General features: G+C 37.0%; 27 protein-coding genes. 21 read left to right on the forward strand and 6 right to left on the reverse strand.

Annotated features, from left to right (window positions below):
* The first annotated feature begins 10 nt into the window (after positions 1 to 10).
* The 10 genes from lpxD (at position 11) to ACFO3O_RS05750 (ending at position 10,011) form a co-directional block, all read left to right on the forward strand.
* Positions 11 to 1,033: a UDP-3-O-(3-hydroxymyristoyl)glucosamine N-acyltransferase gene (gene lpxD / locus ACFO3O_RS05705; RefSeq protein ID WP_379977591.1), complete on the forward strand. Its 1,023-nt coding sequence runs from the start codon at positions 11 to 13 to the stop codon at positions 1,031 to 1,033.
* The gene (locus tag ACFO3O_RS05710; protein ID WP_379977592.1) at positions 1,030 to 2,436 is read left to right on the forward strand and encodes a bifunctional UDP-3-O-[3-hydroxymyristoyl] N-acetylglucosamine deacetylase/3-hydroxyacyl-ACP dehydratase; all 1,407 of its coding nucleotides are present in this window, start codon (positions 1,030 to 1,032) and stop codon (positions 2,434 to 2,436) included. Before lpxD ends, ACFO3O_RS05710 begins: the two co-directional genes overlap by 4 nt.
* 3 nt (positions 2,437 to 2,439) lie before the next feature.
* Complete coding sequence (gene lpxA, locus ACFO3O_RS05715) at positions 2,440 to 3,225, forward strand: acyl-ACP--UDP-N-acetylglucosamine O-acyltransferase (RefSeq protein ID WP_379977593.1); 786 nt, start codon at positions 2,440 to 2,442, stop codon at positions 3,223 to 3,225.
* A gap of 86 nt (positions 3,226 to 3,311) precedes the next feature.
* Complete coding sequence (gene efp / locus ACFO3O_RS05720) at positions 3,312 to 3,878, forward strand: elongation factor P (RefSeq protein WP_379977594.1); 567 nt, start codon at positions 3,312 to 3,314, stop codon at positions 3,876 to 3,878.
* 57 nt (positions 3,879 to 3,935) lie between these two features.
* The gene (locus ACFO3O_RS05725; protein WP_379977595.1) at positions 3,936 to 4,874 is read left to right on the forward strand and encodes a UDP-3-O-(3-hydroxymyristoyl)glucosamine N-acyltransferase; all 939 of its coding nucleotides are present in this window, start codon (positions 3,936 to 3,938) and stop codon (positions 4,872 to 4,874) included.
* On the forward strand, positions 4,871 to 5,284 hold the full coding sequence (locus tag ACFO3O_RS05730; RefSeq protein WP_379977596.1) for a nuclear transport factor 2 family protein: 414 nt from the start codon (positions 4,871 to 4,873) through the stop codon (positions 5,282 to 5,284). Before ACFO3O_RS05725 ends, ACFO3O_RS05730 begins: the two co-directional genes overlap by 4 nt.
* A gap of 63 nt (positions 5,285 to 5,347) precedes the next feature.
* On the forward strand, positions 5,348 to 6,220 hold the full coding sequence (gene sucD / locus ACFO3O_RS05735) for a succinate--CoA ligase subunit alpha (protein WP_379977597.1): 873 nt from the start codon (positions 5,348 to 5,350) through the stop codon (positions 6,218 to 6,220).
* 138 nt (positions 6,221 to 6,358) lie between these two features.
* Complete coding sequence (gene fabG, locus ACFO3O_RS05740) at positions 6,359 to 7,105, forward strand: 3-oxoacyl-[acyl-carrier-protein] reductase (protein ID WP_379977598.1); 747 nt, start codon at positions 6,359 to 6,361, stop codon at positions 7,103 to 7,105.
* 29 nt (positions 7,106 to 7,134) lie between these two features.
* Positions 7,135 to 9,168 carry a VWA domain-containing protein gene (locus tag ACFO3O_RS05745; protein WP_379977599.1) on the forward strand — a complete coding sequence of 678 codons (2,034 nt, stop codon included), beginning with the start codon at positions 7,135 to 7,137 and terminating at the stop codon, positions 9,166 to 9,168.
* Between the two features lie 27 nt (positions 9,169 to 9,195).
* The gene (locus tag ACFO3O_RS05750) at positions 9,196 to 10,011 is read left to right on the forward strand and encodes a prohibitin family protein (protein ID WP_379977600.1); all 816 of its coding nucleotides are present in this window, start codon (positions 9,196 to 9,198) and stop codon (positions 10,009 to 10,011) included.
* 120 nt (positions 10,012 to 10,131) lie between these two features.
* On the opposite strand, the gene ACFO3O_RS05755 is transcribed toward ACFO3O_RS05750, so the two are convergent.
* The gene (locus ACFO3O_RS05755) at positions 10,132 to 10,890 is read right to left on the reverse strand and encodes a glycosyltransferase family 2 protein (RefSeq protein WP_379977601.1); all 759 of its coding nucleotides are present in this window, start codon (positions 10,888 to 10,890) and stop codon (positions 10,132 to 10,134) included.
* A gap of 72 nt (positions 10,891 to 10,962) precedes the next feature.
* Here ACFO3O_RS05755 and ACFO3O_RS05760 point away from each other — a divergent pair, with 72 nt between their 5' ends.
* From ACFO3O_RS05760 to ACFO3O_RS05770, 3 genes are all read left to right on the forward strand, one after another.
* Positions 10,963 to 11,802, forward strand: a complete 840-nt coding sequence (locus ACFO3O_RS05760) for a glycosyltransferase family 2 protein (RefSeq protein WP_379977602.1) — start codon at positions 10,963 to 10,965, stop codon at positions 11,800 to 11,802.
* Complete coding sequence (locus ACFO3O_RS05765; protein ID WP_379977603.1) at positions 11,799 to 12,740, forward strand: NAD-dependent epimerase/dehydratase family protein; 942 nt, start codon at positions 11,799 to 11,801, stop codon at positions 12,738 to 12,740. Before ACFO3O_RS05760 ends, ACFO3O_RS05765 begins: the two co-directional genes overlap by 4 nt.
* Before the next feature lie 139 nt (positions 12,741 to 12,879).
* A complete protein-coding gene (locus ACFO3O_RS05770; RefSeq protein ID WP_379977604.1) occupies positions 12,880 to 13,620 on the forward strand; it encodes a hypothetical protein in 741 nt (246 codons plus the stop codon).
* A gap of 82 nt (positions 13,621 to 13,702) precedes the next feature.
* Here the strand turns inward: ACFO3O_RS05770 and ACFO3O_RS05775 are convergent, their stop codons facing one another.
* From ACFO3O_RS05775 to ACFO3O_RS05785, 3 genes are all read right to left on the reverse strand, one after another.
* A complete protein-coding gene (locus tag ACFO3O_RS05775; RefSeq protein WP_379977605.1) occupies positions 13,703 to 14,764 on the reverse strand; it encodes a glycosyltransferase family 9 protein in 1,062 nt (353 codons plus the stop codon).
* Between the two features lie 10 nt (positions 14,765 to 14,774).
* Positions 14,775 to 15,590: a 2,3,4,5-tetrahydropyridine-2,6-dicarboxylate N-succinyltransferase gene (locus ACFO3O_RS05780; protein WP_379977606.1), complete on the reverse strand. Its 816-nt coding sequence runs from the start codon at positions 15,588 to 15,590 to the stop codon at positions 14,775 to 14,777.
* A gap of 227 nt (positions 15,591 to 15,817) precedes the next feature.
* The gene (locus ACFO3O_RS05785; protein ID WP_379977607.1) at positions 15,818 to 16,768 is read right to left on the reverse strand and encodes a TlpA family protein disulfide reductase; all 951 of its coding nucleotides are present in this window, start codon (positions 16,766 to 16,768) and stop codon (positions 15,818 to 15,820) included.
* 254 nt (positions 16,769 to 17,022) lie between these two features.
* On the opposite strand from ACFO3O_RS05785, the gene ruvX reads away from it, so the two are divergent.
* The 6 genes from ruvX (at position 17,023) to mazG (ending at position 21,391) form a co-directional block, all read left to right on the forward strand.
* Positions 17,023 to 17,433 carry a Holliday junction resolvase RuvX gene (gene ruvX, locus ACFO3O_RS05790; RefSeq protein WP_379977608.1) on the forward strand — a complete coding sequence of 137 codons (411 nt, stop codon included), beginning with the start codon at positions 17,023 to 17,025 and terminating at the stop codon, positions 17,431 to 17,433.
* Position 17,434: 1 nt separating this feature from the next.
* A complete protein-coding gene (def, locus tag ACFO3O_RS05795; protein ID WP_379977609.1) occupies positions 17,435 to 18,025 on the forward strand; it encodes a peptide deformylase in 591 nt (196 codons plus the stop codon).
* A gap of 441 nt (positions 18,026 to 18,466) precedes the next feature.
* Positions 18,467 to 18,895 carry a DUF5606 family protein gene (locus ACFO3O_RS05800; RefSeq protein WP_379977610.1) on the forward strand — a complete coding sequence of 143 codons (429 nt, stop codon included), beginning with the start codon at positions 18,467 to 18,469 and terminating at the stop codon, positions 18,893 to 18,895.
* 458 nt (positions 18,896 to 19,353) lie between these two features.
* On the forward strand, positions 19,354 to 19,830 hold the full coding sequence (locus ACFO3O_RS05805; protein ID WP_379977611.1) for a cupin domain-containing protein: 477 nt from the start codon (positions 19,354 to 19,356) through the stop codon (positions 19,828 to 19,830).
* 91 nt (positions 19,831 to 19,921) lie between these two features.
* A complete protein-coding gene (locus ACFO3O_RS05810; RefSeq protein WP_379977612.1) occupies positions 19,922 to 20,464 on the forward strand; it encodes a hypothetical protein in 543 nt (180 codons plus the stop codon).
* Positions 20,465 to 20,617: 153 nt separating this feature from the next.
* Positions 20,618 to 21,391, forward strand: coding sequence for a nucleoside triphosphate pyrophosphohydrolase (gene mazG / locus ACFO3O_RS05815; RefSeq protein ID WP_379977613.1), 774 nt, complete (start codon positions 20,618 to 20,620; stop codon positions 21,389 to 21,391).
* Between the two features lie 173 nt (positions 21,392 to 21,564).
* Here mazG and ACFO3O_RS05820 read toward each other — a convergent pair whose 3' ends face one another.
* Positions 21,565 to 21,933, reverse strand: coding sequence for a hypothetical protein (locus tag ACFO3O_RS05820; protein WP_379977614.1), 369 nt, complete (start codon positions 21,931 to 21,933; stop codon positions 21,565 to 21,567).
* Between the two features lie 373 nt (positions 21,934 to 22,306).
* Positions 22,307 to 22,672 (reverse strand): hypothetical protein, encoded by a 366-nt coding sequence (locus ACFO3O_RS05825; protein ID WP_379977615.1) that lies wholly within the window; start codon positions 22,670 to 22,672, stop codon positions 22,307 to 22,309.
* Between the two features lie 105 nt (positions 22,673 to 22,777).
* Here ACFO3O_RS05825 and ACFO3O_RS05830 point away from each other — a divergent pair, with 105 nt between their 5' ends.
* Entirely contained in the window at positions 22,778 to 23,011 is a 234-nt protein-coding gene (locus ACFO3O_RS05830) for a hypothetical protein (RefSeq protein ID WP_379977616.1), read from the forward strand.
* 197 nt (positions 23,012 to 23,208) lie between these two features.
* Entirely contained in the window at positions 23,209 to 23,889 is a 681-nt protein-coding gene (locus tag ACFO3O_RS05835; RefSeq protein WP_379977617.1) for a DUF6624 domain-containing protein, read from the forward strand.
* Positions 23,890 to 23,973: the final 84 nt, after the last annotated feature.

Below are 23,973 nucleotides of genomic sequence, written 5' to 3' on the forward strand. Positions count from 1 at the left end.
TTTGCCAAACATGAAATTTACAGCAGCTCAAATAGCAGGTATATTAGAAGGAACGGTAGAGGGGAATCCAGACATCGAAGTTTCTAAGCTTGCCAAGATAGAAGAAGGAACTACAGGATCTCTTACATTTCTTGCAAATCCCAAATACACTTCTTACTTATACACAACAAAAGCATCTATTGCCATTGTTAATATAGACTTTGAACTTGAAAATGAAATCGACACTACACTTATACGAGTAGAAGATGCGTATAAGTCATTTTCAAAATTATTAGAATATTATAATCAAGTAAAATTAAACAAATTAGGGATAGAACAACCAAGTTATATTTCTGAGTCTGCATCTTATGGTGAAGGTCTTTATCTAGGTGCTTTTGCCTACCTAGGCGACAATGTAAAAATTGGAGATAATGTAAAGATCTATCCCAATGCCTATGTGGGCGATAATGTAACGATAGGAGATAATTCTGTTTTATTTGCTGGGGCTAAGGTCTATTCTGATTGTATTATAGGACATTCTGTGTATATTCATAGTGGAGCGATTGTAGGGGCAGATGGCTTTGGGTTTACACCCAATGAAAAAGGAGAATATAGTAAAGTTCCACAAACAGGAAATGTGATTATAGAAGATTATGTAGATATTGGAGCTGGTACTACTATAGATAGAGCTACCTTAGGGTCGACTATTATAAGAAAAGGAGTGAAGCTAGATAATCAAATACAAATTGCTCATAATGTAGAAATAGGAGCACACACAGCGATTGCCGCACAAACAGGAATTGCGGGTTCTACAAAAATTGGCAAAAATTGTTTGATTGGCGGACAGGTAGGAATTGCAGGACACATTACTATAGGAGATCGTGTGCGTATTCAAGCTCAGTCTGGTATAGGGCGTAATGTAAAGGATGATGAAGTTCTACAAGGCTCTCCATCATTTGCTTATGCAGATTGGAATCGCTCCTACGTACATTTTAAAAATTTACCCAAGATAGTTCAAACGGTTAACCAACTTGACAAAAAAATAAATCAATGAGTGAAGCTAGAGCACAACAATGTACAATAGCTAAAGAGGTGACTCTTACTGGTGTAGGATTACACACAGGAGCCAATGTTACGATGACGTTTAAGCCAGCCGATGAAAATCACGGCTATAAATTTAAGCGTGTCGATCTAGAGGGAGAACCAGTGATAGCCGCAGATGCTTCATTAGTGACCAATACGCAAAGAGGAACTAATCTAGAAAAAAATGGCGTTGCTATACAAACTACAGAACATGTACTAGCGGCCTGTGTAGGTTTAGAAATCGATAATATTCTTATAGAATTAAATGCTTCTGAACCTCCTATCATGGATGGTTCATCAAAGTTCTTTGTAGAAGCATTAGAAAAAGCAGGAAAAAAAGAACAGGAAGCGTGTCGCGATGAGTATGTTGTAAAAGAAGTTATCTCTTACATAGATGAAGATACAGGAAGTGAAATCATCCTAATGCCTTCTGATGAGTACCAAGTAACAACTATGGTGGATTTTGGCACTAAAGTATTAGGCACCCAAAATGCAAGTATTAAACACCTTTCAGAATTCAAAGAAGAAATATCAGATAGTCGTACGTTCAGTTTTTTACACGAAATAGAAATGCTTCTTGAACACGGTCTCATCAAAGGAGGTGACCTTAATAACGCGATTGTATACGTAGACAAAGAGTTGTCTCCAGAAACCATGGACAAATTACGCGTTGCTTTTAATAAAGACCATATCGCTATAAAACCTAATGGGATCTTAGATAATTTAACGTTACATCATCCTAATGAAGCTGCACGTCACAAATTACTAGATGTTATAGGTGACCTTGCACTAGTAGGGACCCGTATACGAGGCAAGATCATAGCAAATAAGCCCGGACACTATGTAAATACGCAATTCGCAAAAAAACTTCAAAAAATAATAAAGGCAGAACGACGCAACCATGTGCCTGACGTAGATTTACATGCACCTCCTGTAAAAGACGTCAATCAGATCATGGAAATGTTACCGCACAGACCTCCATTCTTACTAGTTGATAAGATTTTAGAACTTACAGATCAGTATGTAATTGGAATGAAAAATGTTACAATGAACGAGCCGTTCTTTGTAGGTCATTTTCCTGGAGCACCTGTCATGCCAGGCGTTTTACAAATTGAAGCCATGGCTCAAACAGGAGGGATATTGGTGTTGAGTACCGTACCCGATCCAGAAAATTATTTAACGTACTTACTAAAAATAGATAATGTACGTTACAAACAACAAGTAGTTCCAGGAGATACCCTTATCTTTAAACTGGATTTAATGTCTCCTATACGAAGAGGAATATGCCAAATGCAAGCACGTGCCTATGCAAACGGGAGACTAGTATCAGAAGCCGAAATTATGGCTCAAATTGTTAAAGTAAAGAACAACTAACGAATGAATCAACCACTGGCATACGTACATCCTGGTGCTAAAATTGCAAAAAATGTAGTTATAGAACCTTTCACGACCATACATAATAATGTTGTGATAGGTGAAGGAAGTTGGATAGGATCTAACGTAACCATCATGGAAGGCGCTCGAATAGGTAAAAATGTAAGCATTTTTCCAGGAGCAGTCATTTCTGCAATACCCCAAGATAAAAAATTTAACGACGAAGACACGGTTACAATTATAGGCGATAATACGACGATAAGAGAATGTGTCACCATCAATAGAGGGACTTCTGATCGCATGAAAACAGAAGTCGGAAAAAATTGTTGGATCATGGCCTATTGTCACATCGCACACGATTGTATTGTGGGTGATAATTGTATTTTCTCAAATAATAGTACACTCGCAGGACATATTACCGTAGGGGAATACGTTGTACTGGCAGGAATGGCTGCCGTACAGCAATTCTGTACCATAGGAAGTCATGCATTTGTGACCGGAGGGTCTCTCGTAAGAAAAGACGTTCCCCCTTTTGTAAAAGCAGGAAGGGAACCCTTAAGTTATGTAGGAATCAATTCTATCGGATTACGTCGTCGTGGATTTACCACAGAAAAGATTCGTGAGATTCAAAATATCTTCAGGATTCTCTACCAGAAAAACTATAATAATACCCAAGCGGTAGAAATTATAGAAGCAGAGATGGAAGCAACACCAGAAAGAGATGAGATTCTACAATTTATTAGAAACTCGCAACGCGGTATCATGAAAGGATACTTTAGTACTAATTAAAATTAAACTAATAATGTATACGCTTTCGCGGACCTGCCTGACGGCAGACAGGAGCGTATAATCAAATACTCAAAATAGCATACATAATGGCAACAACATCAGATATACGCAACGGATTGTGCATACACTATAATCACGATATTTATAAAATAGTAGAGTTCTTACACGTAAAACCTGGGAAAGGTCCTGCATTTGTTCGTACTAAAATGAAAAGTGTCACCACAGGAAAAATACTCGATAATACATTCTCGGCAGGACACAAAATTGACGAAGTACGTGTAGAAACGCATAAATTTCAGTTCTTATATCCAGAAGGAGATACCTACCATTTTATGAATGTAGAGGATTATACGCAAATTACGCTACAAAAAGACACCATAGATGCAGCCGATTTATTAAAAGAGGGAGAAGTAGTAACAGTATTGATTAACACAGAAGATCAAGCACCTTTATCTGTAGATATGCCCGCTAGTGTCATTCTTGAAGTAACGCATACAGAGCCAGGTGTTAAAGGGAATACTGCCACCAATGCCACAAAACCAGCTACGGTTGAAACGGGAGCTTCGGTGAACGTTCCTTTATTTATAAACGAAGGTGATAAAATTAAAATCGAAACCGCCAAAGGGACGTATAAAGAAAGAGTTAAAGAATAATTCATTTTTTAGTGTTCCACCATTCTTTAATGCGAATAGATTCTTAATACATTAACTGTGAAATTTCCTCAAACTCATACCTTACAGCAAATTGCGACCATCATCAATGCACAACCTATTGGCGATGCTGATTTTCCTGTGTTAGGAATGAATGAAATTCATGTGGTGACTCTAGGCGATATCGTATTTGTAGATCATCCCAAATACTACACAAAAGCATTAGAAAGCGCCGCAACTATTGTTCTTATTAACAAAGAAGTACCATGTCCAGAAGGCAAAGCACTTCTTATTTCTGACGATCCGTTTAGAGATTTTAATGTACTGACGGATTATTTTAAACCTTTTTCCGCTTCCGCGAAAGCGATCTCAGAAACAGCAAAAATTGGAGAAGGAACCACCATTCAACCCAATACTTTTGTTGGAAATCATGTGGTGATAGGTAAAAACTGTGTCATTCACTCTAATGTGAGTATTTACGATCATACGGTGATTGGGGATAATGTGACCATTCATGCAGGAACCGTATTAGGTGCTGATGCTTTTTATTACAAAAAACGACCTGAAGGATTTGATAAATTAAAATCAGGAGGACGCGTGGTGATCAAAGATCATGTAGATATTGGTGCTGCATGTACCATAGACAAAGGCGTTACGGGAGATACTACCATAGGAGAAGGGACAAAAATTGACAACCAGGTGCATATTGGTCACGATACAGTAATTGGTAAAAAAGTATTAATTGCCTCACAAACAGGCATCGCAGGCTGTGTGATTATAGAAGATGAAGTCACTCTTTGGGGACAAGTCGGTATTACAAGCGGAATTACCATAGGAGAAAAAGCAGTGGTCTCTGCGCAAAGTGGTGTAAGCAAATCTTTAGAAGGTAAAAAGAGTTACTTTGGAACACCCGCAGGAGATTTTAGAGAAAAATATAAAGAAATTGCCAACCTGAGAATGGTTCCAGAACTGATAGAACAATTAAAGAATAAAAAATGAATACAAGCGGTAAAAGCGTCGTAAGTGGTTTTTATACCTCAGATTTCTTTAACGAAACTGAAAATATAAAAAAATACCTTCATCCAGAGATGGAGCTTTTTTGGAATGCAAGAACGGGGTATTCTCACATGAATAGAGATGAAGTACTTACCATGGCTTCAGAAGCATCTAAGTCTTTTGAGAGTGTACGTTGTGAAATCACTCACTTATTAGAGGATGGAGATGATGTCACCATACGATATACCTACTTTGTGCGAATGATTGAAGATCCAAATGAAGAAGTTCCCGTAGCCCATTTTATGGCTATCTGGAAGATCAAAGATGGCTTAATGTATCGTGGTTATCAAATGAGCCAGCCTGCAGAAGAAGATAAAGAAGCGATGATTTCATATCAAGGTGTAAATTTGTAAAAATACCTTCGGCAAACCCATACAAAAAACTATTTTTGCAACAGCAAAACTTAAAAACAAACAATGAGCGTTTTAGTAAACAAAGATTCGAAAATTATTGTTCAAGGATTTACAGGTAGTGAAGGAACTTTTCACGCTGGCCAAATGATTGAATACGGTACCAATGTAGTAGGTGGTGTGACTCCAGGAAAAGGAGGTCAAACCCATTTAGATCGTCCTGTTTTTAATACAGTAGAGCAAGCCGTTAAAGAATTAGAGGCAGACACTACTATTATTTTTGTTCCACCAGCTTTTGCTGCCGATGCGATTATGGAAGCTGCAGATGCAGGGATTAAAGTGATTATCACCATCACAGAAGGAATTCCTGTTGCAGATATGATTAAGGCATCTAATTATATAAAAGACATCGATTGTCGTCTAATTGGCCCTAACTGTCCAGGTGTGATTACTCCGGGAGAGGCAAAGGTAGGTATTATGCCTGGTTTTGTATTTAAGAAAGGTAATGTAGGAATTGTTTCAAAATCAGGAACACTTACGTATGAAGCGGCTGACCAAGTAGTAAAACAAGGTCTTGGTATCACTACCGCTATCGGAATAGGAGGAGATCCAATTATAGGGACTACAACAAAAGAAGCTGTTGAGTTATTAATCAATGATCCAGAAACAGAAGCTGTCGTGATGATAGGTGAGATAGGAGGACAGCTAGAAGCAGATGCTGCTAACTGGTATAAAAATAGTGGAAGTAAAAAACCTGTCGTAGGATTTATCGCTGGAGAAACAGCTCCAGCAGGTCGTACCATGGGACATGCAGGTGCGATTGTAGGCGGAAGTGATGATACTGCTCAGGCTAAAAAAGCCATTATGAGAGCGTGTGGGATTCACGTGGTAGACAGCCCAGCAGAAATTGGAAAAAAAGTAGCTGAAGTTTTAGGCTAAGACCTAAAATAAGGATGATAAAATTATCTTAAACTTTAAAAACCTCTTGAATTTTCAAGAGGTTTTTTTATGCACACCCCTATGCATTTCCTTATATTTGATAAGAAACAAATAGTATATACTAAATAACCAACCTATATGAAATTACTCGAAGGAAAAACGGCTATCATCACAGGAGCTAGTCGTGGTATTGGGAAAGGCATTGCCGAGGTTTTTGCACAGCATGGAGCCAATGTTGCATTTACCTATAGTTCTTCTGTAGATGCTGCAAATGCGCTAGAAGAAGCTCTTAAAGCTACTGGCGTTAAAGCAAAAGGATATAAAAGCAATGCAGCCGATTTTGAAGAAGCGCAGCAATTGGTAAAAGACGTTGTCGAAGATTTTGGTGGGATTGATATTTTAATCAATAATGCTGGGATTACAAAAGATAATCTCTTGATGCGTATGTCTGAAGAAGATTTTGATACGGTTATCGAAATCAACTTAAAGTCCATTTTTAATATGACCAAAGCGGTACAACGTACCATGCTTAAACAACGCCACGGAAGTATCATTAACATGAGTTCTGTGGTAGGTGTCAAAGGAAATGCAGGACAAGCCAATTATGCCGCGTCAAAAGCTGGAATGATTGGATTTTCAAAATCAATGGCCTTAGAATTAGGATCACGTAATATTCGCACCAATGTGATTGCACCTGGGTTTATTGAAACAGAAATGACAGCCAAATTAGATGAAGACACCGTCAATAGCTGGCGGAATGCCATTCCTTTAAAAAGAGGAGGAACTCCAGAAGATATTGCTAATGCATGTGTGTTTTTAGCAAGTGATTTAAGTGCGTATGTCACAGGACAAGTGCTTAATGTAGACGGCGGGATGCTAACCTAAAGTAACTAAGCCTTAGACCAATTATATATATGACAAGTACCACCTTATTATTACTTATTGGAGCATGCATCATCGCTTTAGCAGTTGCCATATTTCAATATTTCTATAAGGCTGCTTATAAAACAAAACGCAATAAAGTCTATGCTTTATTGCGTTTTTTTACTGTTTTTGGGCTCTTAGTCTTACTCATTAATCCCAAGTACAAACAAGAAACCTACTATACAGAAAAGCCTTCTTTAGCAATAGCTGTAGATAATTCAGCGAGTATTCAGTATCTAGGATATGAAGAAAAGGTTAAAGAGGCATGGGTACGCTTTCGCGAAAGCAAACCCTTAAATGACGCCTTTGATATTCAGTATTTTAAATTCGGTACACAAGTAACGACGCTAGACTCCTTAGATTTCGCCGAAAGGCAAACCAATATCTCGTCAGTATTCTCTTCATTTACGACCTTGTACAGAAATGAAGTAGCGCCTGTGATACTCTTTTCGGATGGAAATCAAACCTTTGGAGAAGCGTTTGAATACAGCAGTAAAAACTTCAAACAAAATGTATATCCAGTGATTACGGGTGATACGATTGTGTATGATGATCTTATTGTAGGCCAAGTGAATGTCAATCGATATGCCTATATCAACAATACATTTCCCGTAGAAGTTTTCACAAGTTATAATGGCACGCGGGAGGTATCCTCTAGGCTTACCATACGTTCTGGAAATACCGTGGTACATCAGGAAAATATTGCTTTTTCTGATCAAAATAAATCACAAGTCATAACAGCATTGATTCCTGCAAATAGTGTAGGAGTGAGGCAGTATACTATTAACTTACAGCCGATAGAAAACGAGATCAATAAAAAAAATAACACTAAAAACTTTGCGGTAGAAGTCATTGACCAAAAAACCAATGTCCTTTTGGTTTCTGACATGGTACATCCTGATCTAGGGATGCTTAAAAAAAGTATCGAAAGCAATCGGTTACGCACCGTTACTTTTGCAACACCCAATGAAGCTGTTGGGAAATTGAATGACTATCAACTCGTTATTTTGTATCAACCTACGGGTAGTTTTCAACCAATGTATAACGAACTTGAATCGCTAGGAAAAAATAGTATGACCATTACGGGACCTAAAACCGATTGGAATATATTGAATCGACTTCAAACAGCCGTTTTTCATGAGATTACTACGCAAGATGAAGAGGTGCAGGGTGTCGCTAATCCTAATTTTTCAACATTTGTTTTAAACGATCTTGACTTTTCTGATTTTCCTCCCTTACAAACAAGTTTTGGAGATATTACCTTAAAAACCGAAGCAGATGTGGCTTTGTATAAAAAAATAGGAACCATTACAACAGAGGCTCCTTTATTAGTCACCACAGATCAAAATGGTAGAAGAGGAGTATATTTTTTTGGGGAAGGTCTTTGGAGATGGAGGGCTCAAAGTTTTGTAGATACACGCAGTTTTGAAGCCTTTGATAATTTTATAGATAATCTCATCCAGTACGCAGCTTCCAATAAACGGAAAAGCAGGCTCAATCTGGACTACGACTCCTTTTATTACGGCAATGGATCTGTAAAATTATACGCGCAGTATTTTGATAAAAATTATGTGTTTGATAACAGAGCGGCTCTAACCATGCGAGTGGTTAATAAAGCTACTGAAAAAGTATATGAAGCTCCTTTTTTATTACAACGGAATGCCTATGAGATTGATTTGAGCAATCTAGTACCTGGTGATTATGCATTTACAGTGACAGTGCAAGATCAAGGCCTTGCTCGTTCGGGATCATTTACCATTGTTCCTTTTGAAGTAGAACAGCAATTTTTAAATGCAGATGTGACTGCCTTGTCACAAGTAGCCACTAATACTGACGGAGCACTGTATGATATTTCAAACATAGATCAACTAATAGCCTCTTTAGTGGTAGATACTAGATACAAACCCGTGCAAAAAAGCACTGAAAATGTTGTACCTTTAATCGATTGGAAATGGCTGCTGGCTGTTCTTTCGTTATTGCTTGCTATAGAGTGGTTTATGCGAAAATATAACGGTCTTACTTAAACTTAAAATTAACTTAAAAAATAGATTATGGATAAATTACCTAAAATTGGATTGCCTATTATTGTGATCCTTATTCTTGTTATTATTGTACTCGCTAAGTCGGCGGTTACTATAGATGCTGGGCACGCGGGTGTCTTGTACGAAACCTTAGGAGATGGTGTAGATCCTGACAAAGCCCCTTTAGGACCAGGTTTCCACTTAATCGCTCCTTGGAACCGAGTGATTGACTATGAAACACGTCAGCAACAATTATTTGAAGAAATGCGAGTACTTTCTTCTAACGGTTTGGAGATTCAAATTGATGCGACGGCGTGGTATAATCCTGTCACCGCAGATTTGGGGAAACTTCACAACCAAAAAGGAAAAGATTATCTAGAAAGGATTATTCAACCAGCCATCCGAAGTGCTGCGCGTAGTGTGGTAGGACGTTATACCCCAGAGCAACTATATAGCAGTAAGCGTGATGCGATACAAGAAGAAATCTTTCAAGAAACTGAAAAAATTGTAGCAGATCAATATATTCAATTGAATAATATACTGATCCGTGATGTTACATTACCTCCTACAATTAAGCAAGCAATTGAGCGTAAACTAAAACAAGAACAAGAGTCCTTAGAGTATGAATTTAGATTAGTTACAGCTAAAAAAGAAGCAGAAAAAGTAACTATTGAAGCTCAGGGTAAAGCAGATGCCAACAGAATTTTAAGTGCGTCTCTTACAGATAAAATCCTTCAAGACAAAGGAATTGATGCTACTTTAAAGCTTTCTGAATCTCCTAATTCTAAAGTAATTGTAATTGGTTCTGGAGATAGTGGCTTGCCTATTATTCTTGGGAATAATTAAGAATTAAAAAAATACGTTTACAAAAAGCCTCTATTTGATAGGGGCTTTTGTTGTTTATAGCATACGCTTTCTTTATACGCTTTCGCGAAAGCGTACTAACATTAAAAAAACGTTTGAAAATCACTTTAAACCCCGTCTATAAAGCCAAAGTTTTGCATAACGCATCCAAATAGCATACGAGTGCATGTAGCTTATTACAAGACCTATAACGCCGTCTCTGAAGCCCATTTGAACAATGTAATGTTTAAAAAAGCCCCAAAAAGGTTTGATGACAAAATGATAGATATGAAGACGTCCTGTTTTTTTATCATAATCTCTTGCCTGCCAAGTAGCATACCGATTCAGTTTCATGATATGACTATCTAAACTGATATAGGTATTATGATGAAAGCGGTTTTTTAAAAATCCTACTTTTCCATCAGCGATGATCTCAGCATGTACCATTTTATCTTCGTAGGCACATTTGCTTTTACGAAACAATCGGATCACCTTATCATTTTGCCATCCACTATAACGAACTCGTTTTCCCATAAAATGGTTAGTTCGGTAAATCCAAAAAGCCACAGTACCATCGGTAGGTGGATTTTTAAGAATAGCCAAAATTTCCTCTTTTAATGCAGGAGTGACCCGCTCATCGGCATCCACAAGGAGAATCCATTCATGGGTTGCTTGTGGGATTGCCCAGTTTTTTTGAGAAGCTGAATAATGGTATTTACGTTGTAGTATTCTATCTGTATATTCCTTGGCAATTTCGACGGTATTGTCAGTACTCATGGAGTCTACCACCATCACTTCATCAGCAAAGGACACAGATTCGAGCACCTCTCGAATGTTATGTTCTTCGTTTCCCGTAGGGATGATTGCGGTTAATTTTTCCATAAATTTAGTAGGATAGCAAAACTACTAACTTTTTTATAATATAAAAGTTTATTTTTGTAGTAAACCAAACGAATGCAAAAACTTCCTAAAATAACACTTATCATCGCCACATATAACAATGTGAAATGGCTAGAGAAAGTGTTGTATGGCTATAGTAAACAGACGTATACCGACTTTGAAGTCATTGTCGCTGATGATGGCTCAGGGAAAGAGACCGAGGACCTTATTAAATCATTTCAAGAGGACTATCCAGTACCTTTGCGTCATATCTGGCATGAAGACAAGGGGTATAGAAGGCAAACCATACTTAATATTTCCCTCACAAAAGCGGCCCATGAGTATGTTGTTTTTACCGACGGCGATTGTATTCCAAAGGAAGATTTTCTAGAACGACATGCTAATTATGCGGAGAAAGGAAAGTTTTTATCTGGAGGCTATTGCAAATTAGACATGGAATTGAGCGAAGGGATTACCAAAGAAGATATCTTATCGGGTAATTGTTTTAATGTGGATTGGTTAAAAGAAAATGGATCTTTGGGGGCTTCTCAGTACCGTAAATTAGCAAGTGGTGAAACGGTCGCTAAATTACTAGACACCGTAACCCCTTCTAATGCGTCTTTTAATAATTGCAACTCCTCTGCATGGTTAGAAGACTTGATTCGTATCAATGGATATGATGAGCGTATGCAATACGGAGGACCCGATAGAGAATTAGGGGAGCGTTTAGAAAATGCTGGGATCAAAGGAAAACAAATTCGGCATAGAGCCTTGTGTTTGCATTTGGACCATCCAAGAGGCTATAAAACAAAAGAGTCTTTAGATCGTAATTTGGCGATACGAAAGAATACACGTAAAAAAGGATACGCTTATACATATTACGGTATTGTAAAGGGCGATGATATAGATTTATGAAAATTTTAGTCACTGGAGCCGCTGGTTTTATAGGCTCACATCTTTGTGAAGGTTTAATCTCTAAAGGTCATGAGGTCGTAGGAATCGATAATTTCTCTACGTATTATGATCCGAAATTAAAAGCTATTAATGCTGATGATATCAAGAACGTTGGTGTTACCTTGCTGGTCGCTGATTTATTGGATGATTTAACAACGATCTTGCCGACAGATATTGATGTGATCTATCATTTTGCAGCACAGCCTGGGATTTCGGCATCCACACCTTTTGTAGATTATGAGCGCAATAACATTCAAGCGACTCAAAATTTGTTACAGTGGGCGATTCATCAGAATGCAAATACCCAGTTATTTGTCAATATTGCCACCTCTTCTATTTACGGCTTACATGCAACGTCTACCGAAGAAGAAGCCCCAATGCCTGTATCTGACTATGGCGTGACTAAACTTGCCGCAGAGCAGCTTGTATTGGCTTCACAACGCTCGGGGAAGCTTCCTGCCTGTTCGATTCGCTTGTTTTCTGTGTACGGCCCTAGAGAACGTCCCGAAAAACTATACACAAAACTCATCAAAGCCATTTATGAAGAAACCTCTTTTCCATTGTATGAAGGAAGTGAACATCACGAACGTAGCTTTACGTATGTGGGTGACATCATCGATGGATTAGAAAAGTTATTGGACCATCAAGCGGCGTGTAACGGTGAGATCATTAATTTAGGAAGTACCGATGTGTATACGACTGGACAAGGGATTGCACTCATTGAAAAAATCATAGGGAAGAAAGCAGTTATTGAACATGTCGGAAAACGCCCTGGCGATCAGCTAAAAACGTCTGCGACGATTGACAAAGCAAGAAAACTGCTGGACTACACCCCAACAACTGACTTTGAAGAAGGGTTGAAAGCTCAGGTGGCTTGGTATCGGGAGAAGTTTTTGTAATACTGCTCTTGGCTGTATTACATTTTAAGAAAATCACTTATTTAATTTGAAATATTTTTTTCTATATCTAATCTTGAGCAGTATACTATTCTGTAATTTTCATTTGTAACATGAATCTGAGCAAACAGATTTAGAAAAAATGAATTTATTTGGATCCGTAAAAAGAATAAATATTTATTCCGTAAAAATTAATAACAATATTGATACGCTCAAATTCAGAAGTGGGGTAAGACATATAATTCATTTTAATAAAAAGGGTTTTGTAAAAGAGAGAAAGAAGTATCATGTAGATTCTACATTCGATTCTCAAACTATTTATGAATATAATGAACATGAGAGAATCATAACCTCTATCAGAAATTATCCTAATTTAGAGGACGACACCTCTAAAACGCTATATCAATATAAAGATGGCCTTTTGTTAAGTCAAAAAACCAAAAAACTAAATGGAAATTTTGATGGAAAGATGCTATATTTTTATAACGATAATAGATTGCTAAAAGAGAAATGGGATTATAGATGGAATGATAGTATTTATGAAAAAGAAGTTTATGAATATGATTCGAATTCAGATATAACAAAAACTATATTTTATGATAGTCGAGGAGAAATCAAATCAATAGATATTTCCACGTATTATGGAAATCGAAAAATCAAATCTTTATCCGTATTAGATAGTACTCAAGCTACACAGCAATTCTATTTTTATCAATACGACTATCTAGGTAATCGATCTAAATTCATTACCAAAAAAAATAATTCAGTTATTGAAAAAGTATTCATATTTAAATATGACTCATTTAATAATTGGACTCAAAGAATTACATTAGAAAACGGAGTCAAAACTTCAGAAACTACCCAGGAAATAGAATACTATTAAAGGTTTTACTATGACCTGCCTTATATAAAGCATTAGTGTTGTTCTATACTAGTTATAGAATTTATCTTCAAAAATAGTTTTATTAATGATCTCCCAAAAACCCATCCAACTTCTCCAGAATCATCTCAGGTTTTAATTGGGAATAATAAAAATCAGCTCTCTTTTTGATATCCTTCAAGCTTTTTGTGTTGTAAAGGGCTGCATCATAATCTTGTAGATGCACGACATGATTCTGATCATTTTCGTACAGTGACCACGCGGCTCTGCGAATCCATGGGGAGAAAATGGCGAATGTCGGAATATCAATCGCTTTTGCCATGTTAATCGCACCTCCTTCATTACCAATTAAGGCATCACATTGGCTGGTAAGCGCAATAAATTCCCGTAGACTTTTTCCGTAGATGTCTTTCAACACATGCTGACGTGTTTTTTCGGAACACAGCGCTAGTAGTTCCTCTACTTGGTCTAATTGTTTCGGGATATAATTAAAAAGCAATTTAGCATCCGTGGTAGCGACGATATGATCTAATACCACGGCGAGATACAGGAGGGGATAGGTTTTATTGGGTGCACTCCCTAGAATAGCGATCATATATAGTTTTTGATCTGGATGGGTTTTAATCTCTGCTAGTTTCGCTTTCGCGGAAGCGGTCTCAGCATCCGTTACGTAAAGTTTTGGCTTTAATGCCTTAGGAAAACTCGTATCAATAGCCTGCAACAACTTCATCCGATTCTCAATCGCAAGTCCAGCCTCGGTTTCGGCGGTGTAATGGTAGGTGAACAAATCCGTGTAGAATGCTTTGGTATACCATTTTTTATACCCAATGCGCTGCTTAGCTTTTGTTGCTTTTGTAATGCGCGAACTGCCAATTTTTGAGTAGACATCAATCACAATATCATAGCCATAGAAGGGGAGTTGTGAACGAAATTGTCTTGCGGCTCTTCTGCTTTTGACCATTTCTGGTGTAAATACCACTGTTTCATCAATAAACGGATTGTTTTCTAGCACGGGTAGGGTATGTTCGTTAACAAGATAATGCACCGTGGCATTTGGATACTTCGTTTTGATTGCTTCACAAAGAATAGACGATGTGAGTACATCGCCTATCATTTTGTGTTGTATAATCAATATTTTTTTATCCATAGAATAGCTACTAAACGGCTACATCATATTCTCTTAATGCATCATTAAGGGATGTTTTCTTATTGGTACTTTCTTTACGTTTTCCTATAATCAGTGCACAAGGTACATTGTATTCACCCGCAGCAAATTTTTTGGTATAACTACCTGGAATCACCACAGAACGTGCAGGAACTCTCCCTTTCATTTCAACGGGTTCATCTCCTGTTACGTCAATGATCTTCGTACTCATGGTTAGTACGACATTTGCACCCAATACCGCTTCTTTTTCTATATGTACCCCTTCTACAACGATACAACGGCTTCCGATAAAAGCACCATCTTCAATAATGACGGGTGCTGCTTGTAATGGTTCTAGAACACCACCAATACCAACACCACCACTTAAATGTACGTTTTTACCAATTTGCGCACAACTTCCTACAGTGGCCCAGGTATCGACCATCGTACCTTCATCTACGTAGGCGCCAATGTTTACATAACTAGGCATGAGGATCACGCCGCTAGAAATATAGGCTCCGTGGCGCGCGACTGCATTGGGTACCACGCGAATCCCTCGGTTTTCGTAATCTCTTTTGAGCGGAATCTTATCGTGGTATTCAAAAATACCTGCTTCTAAGGTTTCCATTTTCTGAATAGGAAAATATAAAACCACGGCTTTTTTGATCCACTCATTCACTTTCCACCCGTCTTCGGTAGGTTCTGCTACGCGTAATGTACCACGATCGAGCATATCGACTACTTCCCGAATGGCATTAATAGTAACACGGTTTTTTAATTCAGAACGATCGTCCCACGCTTTTTCTATTAGATTCTGTAATTGATTCATAACAAATGTAAATTTTATTATTTTTTAATGAAACGCTGTTTTGAAAAGTCCAAAGGACGAATTCAAAATAGCTAGTTGAATTAATCCCGCTTTTTCAGCGGGATCTCTTTTTATTTTAATGAAACGCTGTTTTGAAAAGTCCAAAGGACGAATTCAAAATAGCTAGTTGAACCTGCTTATGCCGGAAGGCAGGCTAATCCCACTGTTTACTGAACTCGTTTCAGTATCTAGCGGGAACTTAGTTTATTGTTTTTATGTATATACTTTTCAAATTGTGCAAAACTATGGAACCGAGCTTCTATAGTCCCGGTATGATCTATCAGTGCATAGGTAGGAAATTCCCAAACGGACAGATCATACGTTAACCGTTTTTCAGGATTTTGTTCCCTCACATTGACCCACGGGTAGTCGTGTTTTTTGAGATACCTTTCCCAAGACCTATATTTAGTATCTCTAGAGATTCCTATAAGCTCAATGTCATTATCTTCAAAAATAGTTAGATTCTTAGCAATACGCCTGTGATCTAGTAAACAAGGTTGACACTGTACAAACCAAAAATCGAGTAAATATTTTTTTGAGGGGTCTAGTGTGATGGTTGTTGTTTGATCATTAATATCACCTAGAGCATATTGGTCAAACTGCACCGCTTCTTGATCTAGGATGTGCTTCATTTTATCGATGTTACTAATAAGATGTCTTTTCAGTGTATCGGTTTGCATCCGAATCATCCGATATACTTGATCTACTTTATCACGATCATTTTGATTTCGGAATAAAAAATCACCCACAATCGCATGCGATAAAGGCGTATCTATATGATTTCGTATTTCCGAAATTAAAAATTTGTCAATGGTGGCACTATCAGCTTCAGTGGTGAGTAATTCTTTGTAGGTCTTTGTATACTTAATAGAAGCATCATATAGTGTTGACGTATCGACCTTATCTACGATAAGTTTTTCATTATCAAAACTCATATCGATGAGAAGTCGATCGCCATCTAGCCATAGTTGTGTTCCTTTACGTTGTCCTCCCGCATGCACGTAGACATTGTACAAATCACTCACGGTTCTTTTTAAATCGACTTTGACGGTATCTTTAAATGGCAGGAACAGACTTTCTTTTTGTCCAATATCTGCGACCCAAACCGAATCTATGGATGTCTCTGAAGTAATTACCAAGTTTATATCAGACAGTTTTAAGCTATCTTTTGATACAGTTTTTTTTGTTTGGCATGCCACGCAAAAGAGTACGAGTAGAAAAAGAGAGCGAGATGGAGACATTATGGTGGTCTTATCAGTTATAGTTTCAAAGATAAAACTTCACAAACATTTCTAGCCGTAGATTTTCTACAAAATTAATAACTCCTGTATATTCTGTAGCTGTCTAGTAAGATATAGGTTGGTTTTCCTTATTTTTGCACCAAATTTTAAGAATGGGACGCATTATTGCGATAGATTACGGAACGAAGCGTACGGGGATTGCCGTTACAGATGAACTCCAAATTATTGCTTCCGGTTTAACGACCGTAGATACCAAAACATTGATCCCTTTTTTAAAAGAATATATTCAGAAGGAGAAGGTAGAGGCGATGGTCATAGGAGAACCCAAACGGATGAATAATGAAGCTTCCGATGTAGAGGCGGACATTTTACGCTTTCGCGAAAGCGTACTCAAAACCTTTCCCGACTTAAAAATTATTCGTCAAGACGAACGATTTACCTCAAAAATGGCTTTTCAAACCATGATTGACAGCGGAATTGGAAAAAAGAAACGAAAAAATAAGGCACTTGTCGATCAAATAAGCGCCACGATAATATTACAAGATTACCTTTATAATAAGTAGCATGATTTTACCAATAGTAGCCTACGGAGACCCAGTTTTAAAGAAAAAAGCAGCTCCTATAACAGAAGATTATCCGAAGCTTCCTGAGCTGATCGAGAATATGTTTGAAACCATGTATGGTGCCAACGGATTGGGATTGGCGGCTCCCCAAGTAGGGCTTTCTATCAGAATGTTTCTCGTAGATACGTCACCTTTTGCAAATGACAAAGAGTTTACAGATGAGGAGAGAGCAATGTATAAAGACTTTAAAAAAGTGTTTATCAATGCAGAAATTATTAAGAGAGAAGGGGATGAGTGGCCATTTAATGAAGGGTGTTTAAGTATTCCTGGAATTACTGAAGATGTGTTTAGAGAGTCTACGATTACCATGCGCTATCAAGACGAAAATTTTAAAGAATACACCGAAACCTTTGATGGTATCATTGCGCGTGTGATACAGCATGAATACGATCATATAGAAGGGATTTTATTTGTAGATAAACTCTCAAGTCTTAAAAAGCGGATTTTAAAAGGACGTCTTACCAATATCTCTAAAGGAAAATGTGACGCCGATTATCGTATGCGTTTTCCAGCGGTTTCTAAAAAGAGATAGTTGATATCCCTTTAACCCGAATTATGTATTAGAAAATCTATTACAACTTAAATAAGCTTCAAAATATACCGTTACACTACATTTTTAAGTTTAACCATAGCGATGCTATACTAAAACTCAGAAAATGCCATATTTTATTGCTTCTTTAAGCTTCATTACGAAGTTCTAATGCATAATGCGGGTTTAACCATAAAATATCATATGTCAGCTTGTTCTTTTCATTCTAAACTCCTTACTCATTTAGTACATAACTATGGCTATGCACTATAATCGTAGCGTCTTTAGATTAAAAAATTACTACGCTTTGGATATGACATTTTAAAATTAAATGGGTATTAAGTGTTAAAAATATGACAATGACCTCATTTTCGTGAGGAATAAATTTTGATTTTACATTCGGGCAACGCATATTTGCCGACCAAATTTGATAACATACATTATATGGGTTTAGATAAAATATTAGCGATTTCTGGAAAACCAGGTATTTACGAGTTAAAAACACAAACACGTAGTGGGTTTGTTGCACAATCACTCTTAGACGGGAAGCGTATTTCTGTAGGATTGCGTCATAATGTAAGTATTCTTTCAGAAATAGCGATTTACACCCTTACTGAGGAGATTCCATTACGTGAGGTTTTTGAGAAAATCAAAGAAAAAGAAGATGGAGGTCCTACCATCAATCATAAGGTCTCTAAAGACGAGCTAGAAGAGTTTTTCTTTAATGTGGTGCCAGACTATGACGAAGACCGTGTGTACCCTAGTGATATTAAGAAAGTGGTGCAATGGTATAATATCCTACAGAAAAATGATCTGATGGACTTTTCAGAACCTGCAGCAGTAGCTGCTGAAGCATCTGAGGAAGAAGAATAGTGCATAACTTTTTATAAAAGAAGACAGCCTTTGCGATCTAATTGCAAAGGCTTTTTTAGTTTAGTACTTTCATCAATTAACAAGATCGTAGATCGCAGTGTTTGATAGAAAGTACTAATCCCGCCGTATGGCGGGATCTGAAAATATTGAGTTAGAATGCTTATTGAGAACGACACCTCAATAAATTGTACTGGTGAATAAGCAAGATGGTACATCGTAGCGTTTAATAGAGGGTAATAATCCCGCTGCATAGCGGGATCTTAACCTTAGAAGTTCGTAAGTATATTAAGAACGATTAGATGAAGGTTAAAACAAGCAAGATGGTACATCGCAGCGTTTAATAGATGCTAGGATCCCCACTACATAGTGGATTTCGAAATAGTTAGTTAGCATAACAATTAGTTATTTACAAACTATGAAACCCAAACAATAAAATAAAAACTTTTAAAAAACATAAAATGAAACATTCAATTTTCTTTCTTTTTGCTCTATTCTCAGTATCTGTATCTTCCCAAACTTCAGAATACCAAGTTTCCTCTTATTTGACAGAAGGTACAAAAGCACCAAATACCCATTATATCGGAGAAGCTTGGTTGAATGCTATTATTCACGATGACAATGAATTAGGGTACAACATTACAAAGGCAACTTTTAAAGCCAACTCTACATTAGATTGGCATAAACATAGTTCTGCACAAGTCTTAATAATTGTAGCAGGAGAGGCATATTATCAAGAGAGAGGAAATGCCCCTGTAATTTTAAAACAAGGGGATGTGATTAAATGTGAGAAAAATACAGAACATTGGCATTCCTCTACAAAGTATAGTGATGTAACCTATTTGGCCATGTATGGTGGCGGACAACCAACAACTTGGACTGAAGTACTAACACAAGCCTATTACAATGAGGTAGCCGAAAAGCTAAAAGGGAATTGATAATCATTAAAGTTCTGAATGATTGTAATTAAGCTAAAAAACAAGGAGCGAGGAGCTGAAAATTTGGGATGATTAATAATAATCGTAATAAATGAAAATCGATAAGAAATTTAATCAATTATCTAAAAGTGAATACATTCACTATATCGATAATCATAAAAAGTATACGGACTTTAATACGCTAGGAATGTACCGATCGATTTGTGAAAATGAAAGGTTAACGCTTGATGATCGTATAGAAATCAGGGATTATGCGAATACCATTTTTGAAAAGACCTTTAATTTTTACCAGTTGAAAGATCCGAAAACTTATTTTGATCTCACTACCTTAGACATGGAATTAACGGTGGCTGACGAACAGCAGCTTTGGACAAACATAAGAACTAATCAACAAAAAATACTCTCGGATAAGAAAATAAAACATCGCAATTTTGGCGTGTATTCAAAGCATGATTGTGGGTATGAAGAGTGTCGGTATAACGGATTGATGATCAAAAAAGGATCTTATTTTACGGAAAGTCAAATGTGTTTTACATCTGATAAGAATGAATATGCTGCCAAGGAAAAGGCATTAAAAATCAAGAAGCAACGCAAAGACACGCATAAAATAATACGAGAGGATTTAGATCTTTAATAGAGTTAAGAATTTAATCAAGAGATTTCCGCCCTTGAAGGGAGTATATATTCTAAAACTGGGGTATGAGGATTATATGAAAGTAAGTGACAAATAAAAATGAGATTTCCGCCCCTGCCTACCGGCAGGCAGGTACGCGGAAATGAAAGAAGTATGAACACAAGACAACAACAACTAGACGCCATTGATAGACTCTTAACGATTATGGACGAACTCCGTGTCGGTTGCCCGTGGGACAAGAAACAAACGATGCAGAGTTTACGTCATCTTACCATAGAGGAGACCTATGAGCTTGGAGATGCTATTTTGGACAATGACTTAGACGAAATCAAGAAAGAGCTAGGAGACTTGCTATTGCATATTGTTTTTTATGCGAAGATCGGAAGCGAAACCAAGGACTTTGATATTGCTGATGTCGCACACAGTATTTCAGATAAATTGGTAGACCGTCATCCCCATATTTATGGTGACATTGACGTCGCCGATGCCAAAGAAGTAGAGCGTAACTGGGAAAAACTCAAACTTAAAGAAGGGAAGAAGTCCGTGTTGGAAGGCGTACCACGCAGTTTACCTGCCATGGTCAAAGCCAGTCGTATCCAAGATAAAGTGGCAGGTGTAGGCTTTGATTGGGAAGAACCGCAACAAGTTTTTGAGAAACTACAAGAAGAACTAGGGGAGTTGCAAGACGAAGTAAACGCTAACAATCAGGAGAAAATAGAAGCGGAGTTTGGCGATGTACTCTTCTCAATGATTAATTATGCACGTTTCTTAAAGGTAGATCCAGAAAGTGCCTTAGAACGGACCAATAAGAAGTTCATCAAACGATTTCAATACCTAGAAAGTAAAGCCAGTACGTTAGGGAAAAGCTTAAGCGATATGACCTTGGCAGAAATGGATGTGTTTTGGGAAGAAGCAAAGAAATTATAAAGATATAGTCGTGTCCGACTAAGACGTAAGACCGCTTCGCTTTTAGACATAAGACGTAAGACGTAAGACTGATTGTTAATCAGACGAACAGGGTTTAAAAAACGTGTGAAATCCCTGCTGTACATAACACTAATAGCTATATGTACATTTTAATTAGACACCCTTGATAAAGACTATTTCTTTTTCTTGGTCAGTTGTTCTTTAATTTCAGAAACCTCTTGAAGTAACTGGGTAACTGAGGCATCAATCTTGACTAATGCTTTTGCGGTGATAGAGGCTCTCGTTTTTTCGTCTTCCTTCACATATTGTAATTCAGGTTCGTTCAAAGCAGATAAAGGTTTAAGCATATCTCCTTTACCCGTGAGTAACCATTCAATATTTAAGATGGGATATTTTTCGACAATCAGATCTATTTTTTCAAGACTGATGCTTCGGGTAATATTATTGATATAGCCATTTGACGCATGAATGGACTCCTCAAAAGCCTTCATGGTAATCTGTTGAGATTTTACAAATGTTTTTGTCCTTTTGTTGAGACTCATAAATCCAATTACTTCTTAAAAAATAGCGTAATACGCTACTTTTACCATAAATTATAGAGTGATGCTCTATCAATAGTTTATTAGAGCAAACCGTTGCACAAAGTAATGAATAATAACATAGAAAGAGAAATAATGGCACTCTATAGCACAGTAAAATAGATTAAAAAAGAGTTTTAAATTCAGATAAAAAAGTGAATACCTTATAATAACCTTCTCTGGGTTAGGCTGACAGGATATTTTATGGATAAAACCGTTTAATTTTCAGCTAAGAGTCAGCGTATTTTAATATTGATTATCGATTAAATCTCTAATGGATAGTGGATAGGAAAGAAATATTGTTTAAAAAGAGAAATTAGTTAAAATAAGAAATGGATTATTTTTTATTGATCAGTTGTTCTTTTATTTCAGAAACTTCTTGAAGAAGATGCGTCATAGAAGCATCAATTTTGATTAAAGCTTTTGCCGTAATGGATGCCCTAGTCTTTTCATCTTCATTCACATATTGAGATTCAGGCTCGGTAAAAGCAGACAATGGTTTAAGCATATCCCCTTTACCCGTCAGCAACCATTCGATATTTAAGATGGGATATTTTTCGACAATCAAGTCTATTTTTTCAAGACTAATACTTCGTGAAATGTTATTTATATAGCCATTAGAAGCACCAATTGATTCCTCAAAAGCCTTCATCGTGATCCCTTGAGATTTCACAAATAACTTGGTTCTATTGCTTATGCTCATACGTAAACACCTCATTTAAAATAGAATAATACTCTATTTTATTTTGTAATATTAGAGTAATGCTCTATCTTTGTCACTCATTAGAGCAAACTGTTGCACAAAGTAATGAATAATAACATAGAAAATAAAATAATGGAACGTAAAGAGCTTAAATCTAAGCTCGGCTATGGTGATATCGCCAAGATTGCAGTCTTATCCGATACCGAAAGAACAACAGTTCATAGATGGTTTAGAGGAGAAACCGATAATCCTGACATCGCTCTTGCTGTAGAAGGCCTGATTGCTCTTAAAATGCAAATAGTCTCTGATAGACTTAAAAAATTAGCAAAGACAAAATAACCAAATACGTTATTTTAAAGTATAAGTAACCCCTATGCAGCGTATCTGTTGTAGTTCCCTAAAAACTATAGATACGCAACTTTTTGAGAATCACTCAATATGTCTATTCTCAAAACCAGTTCAGCACATGGCATAGTCGCACCACGCTATGCCATTGTGTTGTAACTTTTAATAGAAGCATTGTATAACCTATTTTTTTGCAAAAAGATTTAATACCAGACCATTGTATGATTGTATTATTTAGCTCCCTCACCTCGCTATATGCTCCAAAAGTGATAGACTGCTCCGTCAAGAAGTTAAACAAAGAGTTGATTGCTCTTAAAAATAAAGGGCAAGAAATTAGAATGGAATTAATGCCATTACTCGCAGAAACAATTCTGGAGGAGGATGTCAGTACAAAACTGAAACAATATGCGTTAATTACAAAAATGCAGCAACAAGATGCATATAATCAAGCGTATCTAAAAGCGTTTTTTAATAACTGTGATTGGCCAAAATCGTTAAGTAAAGAAGCGCATACTTCTGTATATCTTATTTTACAAAATAGTGATGATGACTTAATGCGAACGTATTATCCCAAAGTCGAAGAAATGGTTACCTTAGGCTATTTAGATCCTGATGATGCTGCTACGATGTATGATCGGTTGCAGATGAATGCGTTATTACCTCAGCGTTTCGGTACTCAGACCTTTCAAAATACCAATAACCAAAGCGCAGTATGGCCTATCCAAGATCTTGAAAACCTAAGGAGTTTACGGGCTTCGGTTGGACTTTCGAGTATGTACGAATACATTAAAGAAACCAAAGAAAGTATAGGCGTATCCATTGTTTGGGACAAAACGCTTACTGTTGAGAAAGCCCTGCGGTTTAAAAAGTAAAATATACGCTTTCACCCCAATATATGTCTTAGTCTATTGTTTCTTAGTACGCTTTCGCGAAAGCGTATACCACCTCTTGTAAAG

This window comes from Dokdonia ponticola (assembly GCF_042653865.1).
Classification (GTDB): Bacteria; Bacteroidota; Bacteroidia; order Flavobacteriales; family Flavobacteriaceae; genus Dokdonia; species Dokdonia ponticola.